Source organism: Methylobacterium indicum, from assembly GCF_017347565.1.
In the GTDB taxonomy this organism is placed as follows: domain Bacteria; phylum Pseudomonadota; class Alphaproteobacteria; order Rhizobiales; family Beijerinckiaceae; genus Methylobacterium; species Methylobacterium indicum.
The window spans coordinates 397,477-412,370 of the sequence record NZ_AP024145.1 but is presented as its reverse complement, the minus strand read 5'-3'; the positions used below and the strand labels follow the sequence as shown (position 1 = coordinate 412,370).

General features: G+C 72.4%; 12 protein-coding genes. 5 read left to right on the top strand and 7 right to left on the bottom strand.

Going from position 1 to position 14,894, the window contains the following annotated elements:
- Window positions 1–53 precede the first annotated feature (53 nt).
- The gene (locus miv_RS01990; protein ID WP_207183358.1) at window positions 54–1,133 is read right to left on the bottom strand and encodes a replication initiator protein A; all 1,080 of its coding nucleotides are present in this window, start codon (window positions 1,131–1,133) and stop codon (window positions 54–56) included.
- Window positions 1,134–1,423: 290 nt separating this feature from the next.
- On the opposite strand from miv_RS01990, the gene miv_RS01985 reads away from it, so the two are divergent.
- Entirely contained in the window at window positions 1,424–1,840 is a 417-nt protein-coding gene (locus tag miv_RS01985) for a DUF1236 domain-containing protein (RefSeq protein ID WP_207181161.1), read from the top strand.
- 78 nt (window positions 1,841–1,918) lie between these two features.
- A complete protein-coding gene (locus miv_RS01980; protein WP_207181159.1) occupies window positions 1,919–4,237 on the top strand; it encodes a PAS domain-containing protein in 2,319 nt (772 codons plus the stop codon).
- A 381-nt stretch (window positions 4,238–4,618) separates the two neighbouring features.
- Here miv_RS01980 and miv_RS01975 read toward each other — a convergent pair whose 3' ends face one another.
- The 5 genes from miv_RS01975 to miv_RS01955 form a co-directional block, all read right to left on the bottom strand.
- Window positions 4,619–7,048 carry a glycosyl hydrolase 2 galactose-binding domain-containing protein gene (locus tag miv_RS01975; protein ID WP_207181157.1) on the bottom strand — a complete coding sequence of 810 codons (2,430 nt, stop codon included), beginning with the start codon at window positions 7,046–7,048 and terminating at the stop codon, window positions 4,619–4,621.
- Window positions 7,049–7,212: 164 nt separating this feature from the next.
- Window positions 7,213–8,199 carry a DUF1839 family protein gene (locus miv_RS01970; protein WP_207181155.1) on the bottom strand — a complete coding sequence of 329 codons (987 nt, stop codon included), beginning with the start codon at window positions 8,197–8,199 and terminating at the stop codon, window positions 7,213–7,215.
- A gap of 7 nt (window positions 8,200–8,206) precedes the next feature.
- The gene (locus miv_RS01965; RefSeq protein WP_207181154.1) at window positions 8,207–9,187 is read right to left on the bottom strand and encodes an amino acid--[acyl-carrier-protein] ligase; all 981 of its coding nucleotides are present in this window, start codon (window positions 9,185–9,187) and stop codon (window positions 8,207–8,209) included.
- A complete protein-coding gene (locus miv_RS01960; RefSeq protein ID WP_244748823.1) occupies window positions 9,187–10,428 on the bottom strand; it encodes an acyl-CoA dehydrogenase family protein in 1,242 nt (413 codons plus the stop codon). The genes miv_RS01965 and miv_RS01960 overlap by 1 nt, the downstream gene beginning before the upstream one ends.
- On the bottom strand, window positions 10,425–10,679 hold the full coding sequence (locus miv_RS01955) for an acyl carrier protein (RefSeq protein WP_048426474.1): 255 nt from the start codon (window positions 10,677–10,679) through the stop codon (window positions 10,425–10,427). The genes miv_RS01960 and miv_RS01955 overlap by 4 nt, the downstream gene beginning before the upstream one ends.
- 382 nt (window positions 10,680–11,061) lie before the next feature.
- On the opposite strand from miv_RS01955, the gene repA reads away from it, so the two are divergent.
- Both repA and repB read left to right on the top strand, forming a co-directional pair.
- Window positions 11,062–12,288, top strand: coding sequence for a plasmid partitioning protein RepA (gene repA, locus miv_RS01950; protein ID WP_207181151.1), 1,227 nt, complete (start codon window positions 11,062–11,064; stop codon window positions 12,286–12,288).
- On the top strand, window positions 12,285–13,385 hold the full coding sequence (gene repB, locus miv_RS01945) for a plasmid partitioning protein RepB (protein ID WP_207181149.1): 1,101 nt from the start codon (window positions 12,285–12,287) through the stop codon (window positions 13,383–13,385). The genes repA and repB overlap by 4 nt, the downstream gene beginning before the upstream one ends.
- Window positions 13,386–13,563: 178 nt before the next feature.
- Here the strand turns inward: repB and miv_RS01940 are convergent, their stop codons facing one another.
- Window positions 13,564–13,971, bottom strand: coding sequence for a MerR family transcriptional regulator (locus tag miv_RS01940; RefSeq protein ID WP_048426750.1), 408 nt, complete (start codon window positions 13,969–13,971; stop codon window positions 13,564–13,566).
- Window positions 13,972–14,114: 143 nt separating this feature from the next.
- Here miv_RS01940 and miv_RS01935 point away from each other — a divergent pair, with 143 nt between their 5' ends.
- Window positions 14,115–14,864, top strand: a complete 750-nt coding sequence (locus tag miv_RS01935) for a MauE/DoxX family redox-associated membrane protein (RefSeq protein WP_207181147.1) — start codon at window positions 14,115–14,117, stop codon at window positions 14,862–14,864.
- The last annotated feature ends 30 nt before the right edge of the window (window positions 14,865–14,894 follow it).

Sequence of the window (14,894 nt, the reverse complement as noted above, 5' to 3'; positions counted from 1 at the left end):
GGGGGCTCCCCGCGCCCGCCGACCCGTACATCGGGAACGGGCGGGCCTGTGGATTACCGGGCGTCGCGCACGAACCGCTCGGCGAAGCCCAAAAAGGCGCTCTCGTAGTGCTTCGGCTCGCGGGTCGCGTCGCCCTCGAGCCAGTGGTCGAACTCGGTCTTGAGGCCGTAGACGTCCCAGCCCGGATGGGCCTTGCGGCAGAGCGCGAGCGTCTCGTCCGACAGGTGGCGGAAGAGCGGCAGCTCGGTCCCGGCCTTGGGCTTGCGGCTGCGTTTCGGCTTTTCCGCCGGAGCCGCCAGCACCTCGTCGCTCGCGAGGTCGCGGCGGATCATCCGCAGGTGCGGCTCGCCGCGCTCCTTCTCCTCGATCCGCAGGACGAAGCCCGGCAGCTCGTCGGCCTTGGCGATCTTGGCGATCTCGAACTTGAACCGGCGATAGGTCCCCTCGGCGCCCGACTTGTCGAACAGGGTCGGCAGGCTGATGGCGAACCCCCCCTCCCCCGCCCCGCCGGCATGCTTGCGGGCGATGCGGTAGAGCCAGCGCTCGCGCCCGCCGGTGATGCCGAAATAGGCGGGGTCGATGGCGAGCACGCCGCCATCCATCAGCACGCCCTCGTAGAACCAGTCCGACAGGGTGATCGACATGCCCCGGCTGGCATTGGTCTCCTCGTCGATCGTGTCGTCGAAGGCGTCGATCCAGCTGAACTGCCGCTCCTTGCGCTTGGCCTTCTCGGCCCGGATGTTGGTGCGCACCGAGGTCGATTGCAGGCGAAACAGCGCGTCGCGCAGGAGCTTGTACTGACGCCCGCCGGTCTCGCGGCCGATCCCCTTGAGGAGGTCGTAGGGCATGAAGTGGAGCTTGCGCGGGATGTCGTTGCGGCCCCGCTTTTTCATCTCGCAGATCGTCGAGGCGGCCCAGATCAGGATGTCGGCATCCCAGATCGTCGCCATGCCGTAGGCCTGGTTCGGCAGCACCCGCACCCAGACCGAGCCGTCCGGGCTCGTATAGTCGATTTCTTTCAGGCGCTTCTGCTTGGCGATCGAGAAGAACGGCCGCTCCATCGTCTCCCGCTGGTCGCGGAAGTGCACGAAGGGCACCACCATGTCGATCTGGTCGTTGCGCCGATGGCTCATCGTCACGCCCGTCTTCAATCCCGCAGCCGTGGGCGCCGGCCCTCGCCGTGCCGGGCCGCTCCCGTCGCCATGCCGTTCCGATCGCATCCCATGCCGGCGACGCTAGGACCCGCCCGCCTTCCAAATCGTGGACGAAACAGGGGTTTTCGATCCCGTCCCCGATCCTCTTCAATCGCGGTTAACGGCGAATCCGGATTCCACCCGCGGCCTTAACCGGTCGCGTCCGGGAACCGGGACGGCGGCCGCGCGGTTCTCGACCCAACAGCCAAGCTCGCTCGGGACCGCCCGCCATGACCTCTCGCCTCATGCCCCTCGCCGCCGCCCTCCTCCTCGGTCTCGGCATCACCGCCGCCGAGGCCCAGGGCACGGCGCGCGGCGCCCAGGACGGCGCGACGCGGGGCGAGGCGATCGCCGGGCCGGTGGGCGCGGTGGTGGGCAGCGCGATCGGGGCGGCGGTCGGGACCGCCAACAGCCTGCTCGGCATCGACCGGCGCGAGCGCTTCCGCATCTACGCCGCCGGCGAGCACCGGCCGTCCTTCCGCTATGCGGGCCCGCTGCAGGTCGGCACGGTGCTGCCGCCGGACGGGGTCGTCTACTACGACGTGCCGCCGGAATTCGCCCTGAAGGGCCTCAACTACACGATCGTCAACGACCATCCCGTCCTGGTCGAGCCCGGCACTCGCCGCGTCGTCGAGGTGATCGACTGAGGATGACGGGGGGATCGCGCGTGGCGCCGGGCGGCCGTTCGCGCTAAGAGCGGGGCCGGATCACCCCGCCGGCCCTGAATGTCCCGTCCCCCCGACCTGCCGAGAGCCGTGTGCGATCCCGAGCGCCTCGCCGCGCTCGAGGATTACGCGGTGCTCGACACCCTGCCCGAGCGGGGCTTCGACGACGTGGTGCGGCTGGCGAGCCGCCTGTGCGACGCGCCGGTGGCGCTGGTGAGCCTGGTGGCCGGCGACCGGCAATGGTTCAAGGCCCGCACGGGCTTCCCCTGGCCGCAGACGGATCTCGACCGCTCGGTCTGCGCCCATGCCCTTGCCCAGCCCGACTCGCTCCTCGTCATTCCCGACCTGAGCCAGGATCCCCGCACCCGGGCCAATCCCCTCGTCACCGCCGCGCCCGGCATCCGGTTCTATGCCGGGGCCCCCTTGCGGACGGCGGAGGGGCAGGTGCTCGGCACGCTCTGCGTGATCGACTACGTGCCCCGGCCGGACGGCCTCTCCGAGACCGAGGCCGGCGACCTGCGGGCGCTGGCGCGCCAGCTGATGAGCCAGCTCGAGCTGCGCCGGGCGGTGGCGGACCGCGAGGCGGCCCTGCGGGCGGCGCGGGCCACCGAGGAGCGCTACCGCCTCGCGGCGCGGGCCACCAACGACGCGATCTGGGACTGGGACTTCGCCGCCGACCACGTCCTGTGGAACGAGGCCCTGGAGGCCGCCTACGGCCACGTCCTCGACACGGTCGCGCCGACGGGCGCGTGGTGGATCGACCACATCCATCCCGACGACCGCGCCCGGATCGACGCCTCGATCCACGCCGTCATCGACGGGGCCGGGACCGCCTGGAGCGACGAGTACCGCTTCCGCCGCGCCGACGGCTCCTATGCCCGGGTCTTCGACCGCGGCTCGGTGATCCGCGACGAGACGGGCCGCGCCATGCGGATGATCGGCGCGATGTTCGATCTGTCCGAGCGCGAACGCGCGGAGGCCGCCCGGCGCGACTCCGAGCGCCGGCTCGACCTCGAGCGCAGCCTGCTCGAATCGGTCTTCCGGCAGGCACCGGTCGGCATCTCGGTCGTCGGGCGCGAGCCGGGCGGGCCGAACCTCGTCAACGCCCGTGGCGAGGAGATCCTGGGCCACGCCGTCGGCGAGCGCACGCTCGCCCGCTACGAATCCTACGGCGCCGTGCATGCCGACGGGCGCCCCTACGCCCCGGACGATTACCCGTCGCTGCGCGCCCTGCGGGACGGCACGGTGGTGACCGGCGAGGCGATGCGCTACCGCAACGCCGCCACGGGCCTGCGCCTGCTCGAGATCTCGAGCGCGCCGGTGCGCGACGAGGACGGGGCGATCCAGGCGGCGGTGACGGTGTTCCTCGACGTGACCGAGCAGCGCCGGGCCGAGGCGCAGCTGCGCCGCCTCGCCCTCGTCGCCGAGCAGTCGAGCGACTTCATCGCCATCGCGGATGCGGAAGGGCGGATCGCCTACGTCAACCCGGCCGGCCGCACCCTGGTCGGCCTCGCCGACGAAGCCGCGGCCCGGGCGATGCGCCTGACCGACTTCTTCCCGCCCGACGACCTGCCCTTCGCCGAGACCACGATCCTGCCGGCGATCCGGGAGGGCGGGGCTTACGGGGGGTCCTGGAGCGGCGATTTCCGCCTGCGCAACCTCGCCACCGGCGCCACCGTGCCGGTGCGCTACAACCTCTTTGCCCTGCGCGGGCCCGGCGACGCCTTCGAGGGCTTCGCGGCGGTGAGCCACGACATCTCGGCCCGCAAGGCGGCGGAGGCGCAGCAGGAGATCCTCAACCGCGAGCTGAGCCACCGGCTCAAGAACACCCTGGCGATGGTGCAGGCGATCGCCATGCAGACCCTGCGCAACGCCGCCGACCCGATGGCGGCCCGCGAGGCCCTGGCGGCCCGGCTGATCGCGCTCGGCAAGGCCCACGACCTCCTGCTCACCGGCGAGGGCGAGAGCGCCGACCTGCGGGCGGTGCTCGACGGGGCGCTCGCCATCCACGACGACGGCCGGCCCGGGCGCTTCCGCCTCTCGGGGCCGCCGGTGCCGTGCGGCTCGCGGGCAGCCCTGTCGCTCGCCCTGATGGCGCACGAGCTCGCCACCAACGCGGTCAAGTACGGGGCCCTGCGCGCGCCGGACGGCCACGTCACCCTCGCGTGGCGCATCGACGGTTCCGACATCCTCGCCCTGCGCTGGCAGGAGCATGGCGGCCCCCGGGTGACGCCGCCGGCCCGCCGGGGTTTCGGCTCGCGCCTGATCGAGCGGGGCCTTGCCGGGACCGTCGACGGCGAGGTGGCGACCCACTACCCGCCCGAGGGCGTGGTCTGCACCCTGAAGGCGCCGCTGGCGGAGCTCATGCGGGGGGAGTGACGGCCCCCGGCCTTCCGGAAGCACGGCCGCACGATGGGCCTCGCCCACCGCTCATCGCGCCAGGAACGCGCCTGCGCGCCCGCACCACCTCGCCCGGGCGGTCCTCGGGCCGGAGGTGGCCGCCGGGCCAGGGCACGAGGACCCGGGCAGGCGAGCTTGCGCCCGGCCGGCCTCGTCCTGGCCGGATCCTCGTCCAGCGCGGCGCGATAAGTCTCGCACGCCGCGGTGGCGGACCGCCGGATCCCGGATCTCCTTCCACGGCGTTGCGGCCGTCCGGGAAACGGGTTGGAGCCGTCATGGAACGTTCAGTGCGCCGGCACGCATGTTCGTCAGCGTCCGGGTACCGTGTTGCCGTGCGATCGGGCGCCGCGGCGCGGGCGCTCAGAACCGGACCGTCCCGCTCCCGTTCACCGCCCGCACCGTGCCGCTCGGCCGGTCCGCCGTCTCGTGCAATGCGATCAGGCGTTCGCTTCCCGGCGCCAGGTGGAACCAGTTGTCCGCCGGCCTCCCCGCCCCGTCGAGCGCAAGGTGGACCGATAACGCGTGCCGCTCCGCCGCGACCCTCAGCGCGAGGCCGGCCTCGCCGTCGACCAGCTCCGCCGAGAGCCCGATCTCCCGGGGAGCGGCGGCCCGCCCGGCCGGGAAATGGAAGGCATCGGCCAGCACCGTGCCGCCGGTGCGGCTGAGCCGCAGATGGGCGAGGTCGTGCGCCGCCGGGCCGAACCGGTAGGCGCTCGTGGCGTCGAAGAAGCGTCCGAGCAGGGCGGCCGAGGACAGGGTGAGCGACGAGCGCGGCGCCAGCGACACCGCCCTCTCGGCCCGGGCAGCGACCTTGCCGGCGCCGGTGGTGAAGGTGAGCGCCAGGGTGGCGTCCAACGGTTCGGCGGTCTCGTTCAGCAAGTGGGCGTGGAGGCCGTTCAGCCCTTCGTCGGTGAGGAGCGCCTGGACCGGCCGGAAGGCCCGCTTCAGGGCATACCAGGCGGATTTCGGCCGCCCGGCGACGTCGACCACGCCCCAGCCCGCGCCCGGCGCGAGGTCGCGCCAGAGCCAGACTAGGCCGCCGGCGGTGACCGAGCCGGCGCGCCGCCACTCGGCGAAGGTCGCCTCCGTCACCTCGGCGACCGCCGCCCGGCCGAGCGTCAGGTAGCGCTCCGGGTCGTCGTCGCGCAGGCGCGCCGGGTCGACGCCGTAGAGGGCGCCGACATAGTGGTCGCGCACGCCCTCGAAATCCCAGTCGGCGCCGCGGTCGCGCGGGATTCCGAGGCCCCAGGCCGGATCGCGCGGATCGGTCAGGCCGGCGTCGGCGAGCGAGGCCGGCTCCGGCACGTTGGCGAAGGCCAGGCACTCCGAGGCGAAGCGCACCTCGGCCCGGCGGGCATCCTCGAACGGGCGGAGATAGGCGCCCACGCCGTAATAATGGGTGACGCCGGCATCGGGGGAGAACGGCAGGTCGCCGCCCGCGGGCGAGTTCGGCACCACGACGAGGTCGGGCCGGCGCAGGGCCGCCGCCTCGCGCAGCATCGCCTCCACCGCCGTGGTCCGCCAGACGGCCTCCGGAAATCCGAGCATCGCGGCCTGCTGCTCGATCTCGCTGCCGCCGCCGAGGACGCAGAGCGAGGGCGAGGCCTGGAGCCGGTCGAGGAGCTGGGCGATCTCGGTCTCGAGCGCCGACCGGAAAGCGGGATCGTCGACCGGATAATCGAAATTGGCGAGCATCAGGTCCTGCCAGACCAGGAGACCGAGCTCGTCGCAGAGATCGTGGAAGGCTTGGCTCTCGTACAGCATCGTGCCGCCGACCCGCAGCATGGTCATGCCGGCCTCGACGGCGAGCCGCAGGAGCGGTTCGTAGGCGGCGCGCTCCCCTGGCAGCCCGACGAGGTCGGGCGGGGTCCAGCAGGCGCCGCGGCAGAAGACCGGCACGCCGTTGACCGCGAGGCTCAGGCCCTCCGCGAAGGGGCGCCGCTGCGTGATCGTGCGAAATCCGACCCGGCCGAGGTCGAAGGTCCGCCCATCGGCCTCGACCGTGACGGCGTGCCGCCGCGGCTCGCCGTGGGTGTGGGGCCACCACAGGGCGATGCCGGGCAGGGCGAGCCGGCCCTCGAACCGGCCGGGCGCGGTCGCGGGCAACACGGTCGTCCGGCCGTCGCAATGCAGGGTCACCGGACCGGCGGCGTCGGGCAGGGTGAGACCGACGGCGAGGATCCCGGTCCCGTCCGCGACGCTCGCCCCGAGGTCGATCTCGGTCGGCCGCCCCCCCTCCCCTCTCCGGGTGATCGGCCGGTAGGGGCCGACCGCGTCGATGCTCGGGCACCAGCCCGGCATGAAGCCGAGCAGCGTGGTGCGGGCGTGGCGCAGCGAGCCCGGGGTCGCGAGCTGCGGCCGCCAGCGGCCGCGCTTGTGCGGACGGGCGAGGTCCTGCGCCAGCGACCGGAAGGCGAGCGCGAGGGTGTGGGAGCCGTCGAGGTCGAGGCTCACCTCGTGGGCGAGGAACATCGAGCGGGAGGTGAGGCGAAGCTCCCCGTCGAGCCAGACCTCGCACAGCGTCGCGAGACCCTCGAAGCGCAGGGTCTCGCGGCCCCGGCCTTCGATCCGCGTGCGGTACCAGACGTCCGAGCCGTGCAGCGGCGTCGGCGCCGCATCCGACCACAGCCCGGCGGCGCGCAGCGCCCCGGCGGCGGTGCCGGGGACCGGGGCCGGGATGAATCCGGCGAGCCCGTCGAGGGCACCCGGATTCGTGCAGGCGCCCGGGGCGGTGACGATCATCTCCCACGGCCCGTCGAGGGGCCGGTCGACGGTGCGCAGAACGGCCATGGTGTCCCTGGTGGCTGCTGTCGCGTGTTCGAGGGCGCTGAAACGCTCCCCGGCATGCCGGGGGAAGGAGGGCGCGGGGTGTCTCCTCTCCCCGCCCACGGGGAGAGGAGACACCCCGCGCCATTCGTCTGTGCCGGATCGACCCACTCCGTCGATCGCGCGCGTCAGCCCGCCGCCAGCGCCCGGTCGAGGGCCGCGAACACCGCCGCGTAGGTCGCCTCGGCGCCGGCGAGGCGCTCGGGCAGGCCGGCGAGCTTGCCGCGGGCATAGGCGCGGGCGAGCTGGAACTGGAAGGCCTTGGCCTCCTGCGACAGCCGCGTCGCCGCCTCCGCCGCCTCGTCGAACGACCCCGCCCCTTGCGCCGTCAGCCAGGCGAGGTGGCTGCCGAGCAGCTCGAAATTCGCCCCGAGCTGGCGCGTGGTGTTGAAGGCGTAGGCGTGGAAGGCCGAGAGCGGGCGCTGCACGAAGGCATCGTCCTTGCCCGCGAGCGCCGCGCGGAAGGCCGTCACCGGGTTCCCGACCGGCGCGTGGGCGCGGTGCCGGCGCAGCAGCGCCAGGGCGGCGCCCGCGAGTTCCGACCCCGCCAGGGCCGGGCCGCAGGGCTTCACGAACTCGGCGTAGGGCAGGAGCTCGCCGCGGGCGAAAATCCCGTCGTAATCCTCGCCCGCGAGCTGGAAGCGGCCGGCATTGTGGAGGTAGTCGAGCCGGCGTTCCTGCGGGTCGAGGGCGAGGATCCCGATCGTGGTCTTCGAGGCCTCGCGCCGGTAGGTGGTGCCGGCGGTGTCGGGCAGGAAGAACGCGTTGACCTCGACGAGGACGGGCAAGCCGCGGGCCGCCTGGACCCGGGCGTGGTCCTCCAGGGTCTCGTAGAGCGCGAGTTCGAGGATCTCGAGGCCGTAGAGCGCCTCGAGATCGGCGGCCTTCGGCTTGAAGAACGTGAACTGGTCGCCTTCGAAATCCTGGCGCAGGGTGAAGCCCAGCATCGCCTCGGGCTCGAGCCCCCGCAGGTGCAGGAGCTCGATCCAGAGATCGACGTAGCAGTTCGTCTCCGGCCAGGTCCGGTCGGCGGCGTGGAGCGGGTGCGGGGCGTGGGGCGCCGCGGACGTCTCCGTCCGCGGCGATTCCAGAGGAAGGGCGAGGGCGGCCGACATCGCGGCCTCAGCCGAAGAGCCGGGCGCGGACCTCCGCCGGCCAGGCGTCGAGGTCGAGGCCGTGGTGGCGCAGGAGCGCGAGGGTGATCCGCTCGAGCCCGAACCCGACGCAGGCCGTGTGGGCCGTGGTGCCGTCGGCCTGGGCGATGCCCCAGGTCGTGCCGAAATGGTCCTGGTGGTAGTTGAAGCTCAGGCAGGCGGTCGGCTTGTCCTCGCTGTTGACCGGCACGTTCAGCTCGAACTTCAGCGCCTGGGCGCGCTGGTTGTTGGCGAGCATCTTGCCGGCGCGGCCGAAGAACGGATCGTTGGCCGGATCGATGGCGAGCGGCAGGCCGAGGTCGCTCATCATCGTGGTGCCGCGGGTCAGCCACAGCTCGCGGAAGGCCAGCACCTGCTCGGGCGTGCCCATGCGGACGTATTCGCGCATGCGGAACAGCTGCATGCGGGTCGGCTCCAGCGAGGGCTCGTGCCGGAAGCAGTAGGATTGCAGGTCGAACAGCAGGCCGCCCTCGGGCAGCCGGCCGCGGGCGGCGGCGACCGGATAGAGCGGGTAGCAGGCGGCCGGGGTCAGGACGATGTCGGTGGCGGCCTGCTTGGCGGTCCAGTCCTCGTCGGCATCGAGGCAGGCGAGCAGGCGGGCGTGGTCGGCCTCGTTGCCGCAGAAGCTGTGCACCGTGCCGGCGAGGTGCGGGAAGCCCTTGAGGTAGCCGCTGCGCTCGAAGCTCGCGCGGGCCATGCCGGGCGGGAAGCGCAGGACCTCGGCCCCGTCGGCCGCGCCGATCCGCGAGACCAGCCGGTCGAGGGCCTCGACCACGCTCTCGAAGGCGCCGGAGCGGCCGTAGAGCCCGTCGACCCCGGTGCGGATCAGGAGACCGCGATCGAACAGGCGGTCGAGGAACGAGCGCGGCTCGGAGGGCTCGGGCAGGGTTCCGACGAAGGAGGCCTCGTCGGCGGCGGGCAGCAGGTCGGAGGAGAGGCTCTGGTCCATCACGCGCTCAGGAGCTTGCCGCTGCCCTTCTGCACCAGCAGGAGGTTGGCGGTGTTGGAGAGGATGCGGTCGTTGTTGATCATCAGCGGCGCCGAGAGGACGTCGCGCAGCTGCCGGCCGAGGCTGAACGGGGTGCCGTTCTTGTAGCCGAGGATGCCGACGACGCTCAGCGCCCGCTGCACGATGTCGACGGCCTGGACCGAGACGGTGGTCTTGACGTTGTTCAGCATGATCGAGAAGCCGATCGCGCTCAGAGCATCGGGGTCGCCCTTGGCGGCCTCGTAGCGGGCGAGCCCGGCGACGACCGTGCTCTTCATCGCCTGGAGCTCGTTGGCGGCTTCCGCGAGCCGCAGCGCGCCCGGGGGCACCTGGCCCGGCTTCTTGCGCGCCTCGGCCTGAACGAAGGCGCGGGCGCGGTCGACCGCGTAGGACGCGATCCCGAACCACACGCTGCCCCAGAGCAGGTGCGAGGCGGCGAGCATCGATTGCGCGGCGATCTCCGCGAAGGGCTTCTGCAGCACCTGGGCCAGGGGCAGGCCCTCGGCCTTGAGCAGGAAGCCGTCGCTGCAGGTGCCGCGCATGCCGAGCGTGTCCCAGGTGCTGGTGCGCTCCAGGGTGATCTGGTCGGCCAGCAGCGCCACCAGCACCTGGTCGGAGGTCGCGGCCTCGGGGTGACGGCGGGCGGTGGCGAGGATCAGGTCGGCCTGCGCGCCGTACGAGATGACGCTCGCCTCCTTGGTCAGCCGGAAGGTGTCGCCGTCTCCCGTTCCCTGGGCCTCCACGGCGCAGAGGCTGTTGCGGAGATCGCCGCCGATTCCGGCCTCGGTGGTCGAGGAGGCGATCAGCATCTGCTCGCCCGCGATCCGCCGCATCAGCGCGGCATGCCAGGCGCTGTCCTGCCCGTGGGTGACGAGGCTCGCGAGTTTGATGTGGTGCATCGCGAACACCATCGCGGCGGCCGAGCAGGCGCGGCCGAGAATGGCGCAGACCTCCGCGATCTCACTCATCGAGGCCCCCTCCCCTCCCAGCGAGACGGGAACCTGGATGCCGAACAGGCGCTCGGCCTTGAGCGCGGCCACCGCCTCGGCGGGGAACCGGCCCTCGCGGTCGACCGCGTCGGCGTGGCGGCCGGCGATCTCCGCGGCGCGCTTGGCGCGCGCGTCGAGGTCGCCCGCCGGTGCGTCCGTCGCGACGGGTGCCGCACCGGGCACCGTCGCCGCGACCTCGACATGCATGTTCATGCGGCCTCCTGCTGGCGCAGGCCCGCCACGGTGTCCCGGATGATCCGGATGGTCGAGAACGAGCGCCGGCCGAGCGCCGAGTCCGGGAACTCGATGTCGAACCGCTCCTCGAGGGCCAGCATCAGCTGCACGGAGCCGAAGGAATCGAGGCCCTTCTCGAACAGGTCGTCGTCGTCCGACAGAGTGTCGACCACGCCCTTGAGCGATTCCAGCGACTTCAGCACGTCACGAATGTCGGAGATTTCGACCATGAGACTCCACCTTATCTGCTTGGCGTAGGATCGCATCCCGTAGATGAAATTGCAATCTTGCGCCTAATTCGTGGTAAATTTTTACATGTCTATTTTTGAGAATTTCCTGCTCCATTGTGGAGCGGGTGGTTGATCCGATTTGACACGGCCATTCAACTCCAGACAGCTTAACGGCTGGCGAAGCGCCGGGCCGACGCCAGGGTGGAGATCTCGTCAAGCTTACGGAATTGCCCTCGGGGGCCGGGTGAACGGGGCGCTGTCGCGCCGGGCTTGTGCGGGGCTTGCGCCGGGATCGGGCCGGCGATTGCGAATCGGCCGAAAACCGGCGAATTGCAGATCGAGCGCCGAACCGGCGAATTTTCTGCAAACAGGGCCCGCGCGGATGAATCAGCACACGCCGCCTCACTCCCCTGCCCCGGTCTCCCCGTCCGCGCAGGTCGCGCCCGCCGCGACGATCGGCGCCCACGCGGCGACCCTGCGGGCGCAGTTGCAGGCGATCTCCTCCGGGCTGTTTCCCCCCACCGCCGCCAAGGGCCTGCGCCGCTTCACCTCGGCGGAGGCGGCCCGGATCATCGGCGTGACGGTGTCGCGGTTGCAGCAGCTCGCCGCCGAGGGGCTGGGGCCGCAGCCCGAGGTGTCGTCGAACGGCCGCCGCTCCTATTCGCTGTCCGACATCCACGGCCTGCGCGCCTATCTCGACGAGAACACCCGGGGTGGCCGGCGCTACCAGCCGCGGCGCAGCGGCGCCGAGCATCTGCAGGTCGTCGCGGTGGCGAACTTCAAGGGCGGCTCGGGCAAGACCACCACCACCGCCCACCTCGCCCAATCCCTGGTGCTGCGCGGCTACCGGGTGCTCGCCATCGACCTCGACCCGCAGGCGAGCCTCTCGGCCCTGATGGGCGTGCAGCCCGAGCTCGACGTCGGCGCCGACGAGACGCTGTACGGCGCGATCCGGTACGACGACGCCAGGCCCCTGCGCGACGTCGTGCGGCCGACCTACTTCACCGGCCTCGACCTCGTGCCGGCCAACCTCGAACTGATGGAGTTCGAGCACGAGACGCCGCGGGCGCTGACCCGCCGCCGGGCCGGCGAGCCGCTGTTCTTCGACCGGGTGGCGCACGCCATCGACACGGTGGCGGAGGATTACGACATCGTCGTCATCGATTGCCCGCCCCAGCTCGGCTACCTGACCCTCTCGGCGCTCTGCGCCGCGACCTCGCTCCTCATCACCGTGCATCCGCAGATGCTCGACGTCGCCTCGATGAGCCAGTTCCTGGCGATGACCGAGGACCTGCTCGGCGTGGTGGCGGAATCCGGCGGACGGCTGCACTACGACTGGCTGCGCTACCTCGTGACCCGCTACGAGCAGCAGGACGCTCCGCAGACCCGCATCGTCGGGATGCTGCGCACCCTGTTCGAGGACGCGGTGCTGACAGCGCCGATGCTGAAGTCGTCCGCTGTGTCGGATGCCGGCCTGTCGAAGCAGACCCTCTACGAGATCGGCCGCGAGGGTGTGACCCGCTCGACCTACGACCGGGCGCTCGAATCCCTGGAGGCGGTCAACGGCGAGATCGAGGGCCTGATCCGTCGCGCCTGGGGCCGCGCATGAGCCGCAAGTCGAACCTCGACGCGCTGTTCGGCGCCAAGCCCAGCCTCCAGCCCGCCCCGACGCCCGCCCCGCCTCCGGTCGACCCCGCGGCCGAGGCCCTCTCGCCGGAGCCGGAGGCGTTTGCAGCTGCAAACCCGGCGCCGGCCGAGCCCGAGTTCGCAGCTGCAAACCCGGGGAATCCGGGCCCGCGCCCCCCGGAGCGCAGCCGCAGCGGTGCCGTGCGGGCGATGAGCAGCACGCTGCGCGGGCTCGCCGCCCGGGCCGATGCCGCCGCCGAGATCGAGGCCGGCACGGTCGTCGTCGAGATCGCGCCCGAGCGGATCGACGATTCCTTCATCGCCGACCGGGTGGCGGACGCGACCGATCCGGGCCTGCCGGCTCTCGTCGAGAGCATCCGCGAGAGCGGCCAGCAGGTGCCGATCCTGGTGCGGCCGCACCCGTCCGACCCGGACCGGTTCCAGGTCGCCTACGGCCGGCGGCGCATCCAGGCGGCGCGCCGCCTCACCCGGCCGGTCCGCGCCGTGGTGCGCCCGCTCTCGGATGCCGAGCTGGTGGTGGCCCAGGGCAAGGAGAACCTGGAGCGCCAGGATCTCAGCTACATCGAGCGGGCCTTCTTCGCGCTCCGGCTCGAGGAGCACGGCTTCCCCCGCGCCACGATCATCGCCGCGATGGGCGTCGGCAAGGGCGACCTCTCGACCCTGATCTCTGTGGCCCGCACGGTCCCGGCGGAGGTCGTCCGGGCGATCGGCCCGGCCCCTGCCGCCGGGCGCCCGCGCTGGATGCTGCTCGCCGAGCGGATCCGGGCGGCGAGCCCGAAGCGGATCGCCGGGCTCGTCGCCGATCCGGCCCTCGCCGACAAGCCGACGAACGAGCGTTTCGCGGCGGTGCTCTCCGCCCTGTCGCCGCCGGCGGCCCCGCGGCCGGCGCCGCAGATCTGGAGCGACGAGGCCGGCCGCGGCATCGCCCGGATCGAGCGCGGCCCCGACCGGGTTGCGCTCTCCTTCGACGAGACGGCCGAGCCCGGCCTCGCCGATTACGTCCTCGACCGCCTGCCCGAGATCCTGGCCGCCTACCGGGCCGGTCGCGCCCGGCCCTGACACGGGATCCGGTGCGAGATCCGAAGGCGCGCGTCGCGCTGCGCGTGAGCGGCGCCCGATCGCCTTGCAGCGGGGAGCCGCTCCCGATCATTGGTCTTGCCACATGTTCTCTCGGCGAACCGGCGCCCGCTTCGTCGAAAAATGCTCCAGGCCCGAAGGAATCCCGCGGGTTGGCGCGTCAGCCGGGCTCGAAGGCGGTGATGATCGGGCACGGCCCGCTCTCGGTCGCGCCGCAGGCCGTCGCGAGGCGCGCGAGCGCGTCGCGGGCCGCCGTCAGCTCGGCGATCCTGGCGTCGAGGGCGTCGATGCGGTGGCGGGCGAGCTCGCGCGCCCGGGTCCGGTCCTCGCCGGCATCGAGCGACAGGAGTTCGGCGATTTCCTCCAGGGTGAAGCCCGCACCCTGCGCCCCGCGGATGAAGCGCAGGCGCCGGATCTCCTCGGCGCCGTAGCGCCGGATGCCGCCGGCCCGCGCCGGCACCGGCAGGAGCCCGCGGCGCTGGTAGTAGCGGATCGTCTCGACCCCGACGCCGCCCGCCCGGGCCAAGCCGGCAATGGTCAGACCGGCAATGGTCAGGTCCGTGGTCATCGGGGGCGATCCGGCGGGGTGGCGGGCATGGCTTGACTCCGTAGCGTGGTACGGATGTTAGGCCATCGATCCTCCTTCGTGAAACCGACCCGCGTGAAACCGACGCGCGAGCCCGTTTTCCGCGAACCCGACGAGGATGCCCGATGACCACCCCCACCGGCCGCACGGCCACGCTCTACCGCATGGAGACGGACGCGCATGTCTGTCCCTACGGCCTCAAGGCCCGCCACCTGCTCCAGCAGGCCGGCTACGCGGTCGACGACCGCCCGCTCGCGACGCGCGAGGCCACCGATCGTTTCAAGGCCGAGCACGGGGTGAAGACCACCCCGCAGGTCTTCATCGCGGGCGAGCGCGTCGGGGGCTACGACGACCTGCGCCGCCGGCTCGGCCGGACGGTGCGCGATCCGAACGCGGTGAGCTACCGCCCGGTCGCCGCCGTATTCGGGATGACCGCCCTGATGGCGCTCGCCGCCAGCCAGGCCGCCTTCGGCACGCCGTTCACCCTGCGGGCGGGCGAGTGGTTCATCGCCTTCAGCATGTGCGTGCTGGCGATCCTCAAGCTCCAGAACGTCGAGACCTTCTCGACCATGTTCCTGGGCTACGACCTGCTGGCGCGGCGCTTCGTGCCGTACGCCTCGATCTATCCCTATGCCGAGGCGCTCGCCGGCCTGCTGATGGCCGCCGGGGTGCTGACCTGGCTCTCCGTTCCGGTGGCGCTCGTCATCGGCGGGATCGGCGCGGTCTCGGTGTTCAAGGCGGTCTATCTCGATCGGCGCGCGCTGAAATGCGCCTGCGTCGGCGGCGGCAGCAACGTGCCCCTCGGCTTCGTGTCGCTGACCGAGAACCTGATGATGGTGGCGATGGCGGTCTGGATGGCCGCGACGGCGCTGTGAGCCGACGGGGCGGGAACCATCGGGAGAGTG

Coding starts and splice junctions, on each gene's coding strand:
- miv_RS01965 (WP_207181154.1), bottom strand. CDS start 9,187: ATGGACCAGAGCCTCTCCTCCGACCTGCTGCCCGCCGCCGACGAGGCC.
- miv_RS01985 (WP_207181161.1), top strand. CDS start 1,424: ATGACCTCTCGCCTCATGCCCCTCGCCGCCGCCCTCCTCCTCGGTCTC.
- repB (WP_207181149.1), top strand. CDS start 12,285: ATGAGCCGCAAGTCGAACCTCGACGCGCTGTTCGGCGCCAAGCCCAGC.
- miv_RS01990 (WP_207183358.1), bottom strand. CDS start 1,133: ATGAGCCATCGGCGCAACGACCAGATCGACATGGTGGTGCCCTTCGTG.
- miv_RS01980 (WP_207181159.1), top strand. CDS start 1,919: ATGTCCCGTCCCCCCGACCTGCCGAGAGCCGTGTGCGATCCCGAGCGC.
- miv_RS01975 (WP_207181157.1), bottom strand. CDS start 7,048: ATGGCCGTTCTGCGCACCGTCGACCGGCCCCTCGACGGGCCGTGGGAG.
- miv_RS01960 (WP_244748823.1), bottom strand. CDS start 10,428: ATGAACATGCATGTCGAGGTCGCGGCGACGGTGCCCGGTGCGGCACCC.
- miv_RS01940 (WP_048426750.1), bottom strand. CDS start 13,971: ATGACCACGGACCTGACCATTGCCGGTCTGACCATTGCCGGCTTGGCC.
- repA (WP_207181151.1), top strand. CDS start 11,062: ATGAATCAGCACACGCCGCCTCACTCCCCTGCCCCGGTCTCCCCGTCC.
- miv_RS01970 (WP_207181155.1), bottom strand. CDS start 8,199: ATGTCGGCCGCCCTCGCCCTTCCTCTGGAATCGCCGCGGACGGAGACG.
- miv_RS01955 (WP_048426474.1), bottom strand. CDS start 10,679: ATGGTCGAAATCTCCGACATTCGTGACGTGCTGAAGTCGCTGGAATCG.
- miv_RS01935 (WP_207181147.1), top strand. CDS start 14,115: ATGACCACCCCCACCGGCCGCACGGCCACGCTCTACCGCATGGAGACG.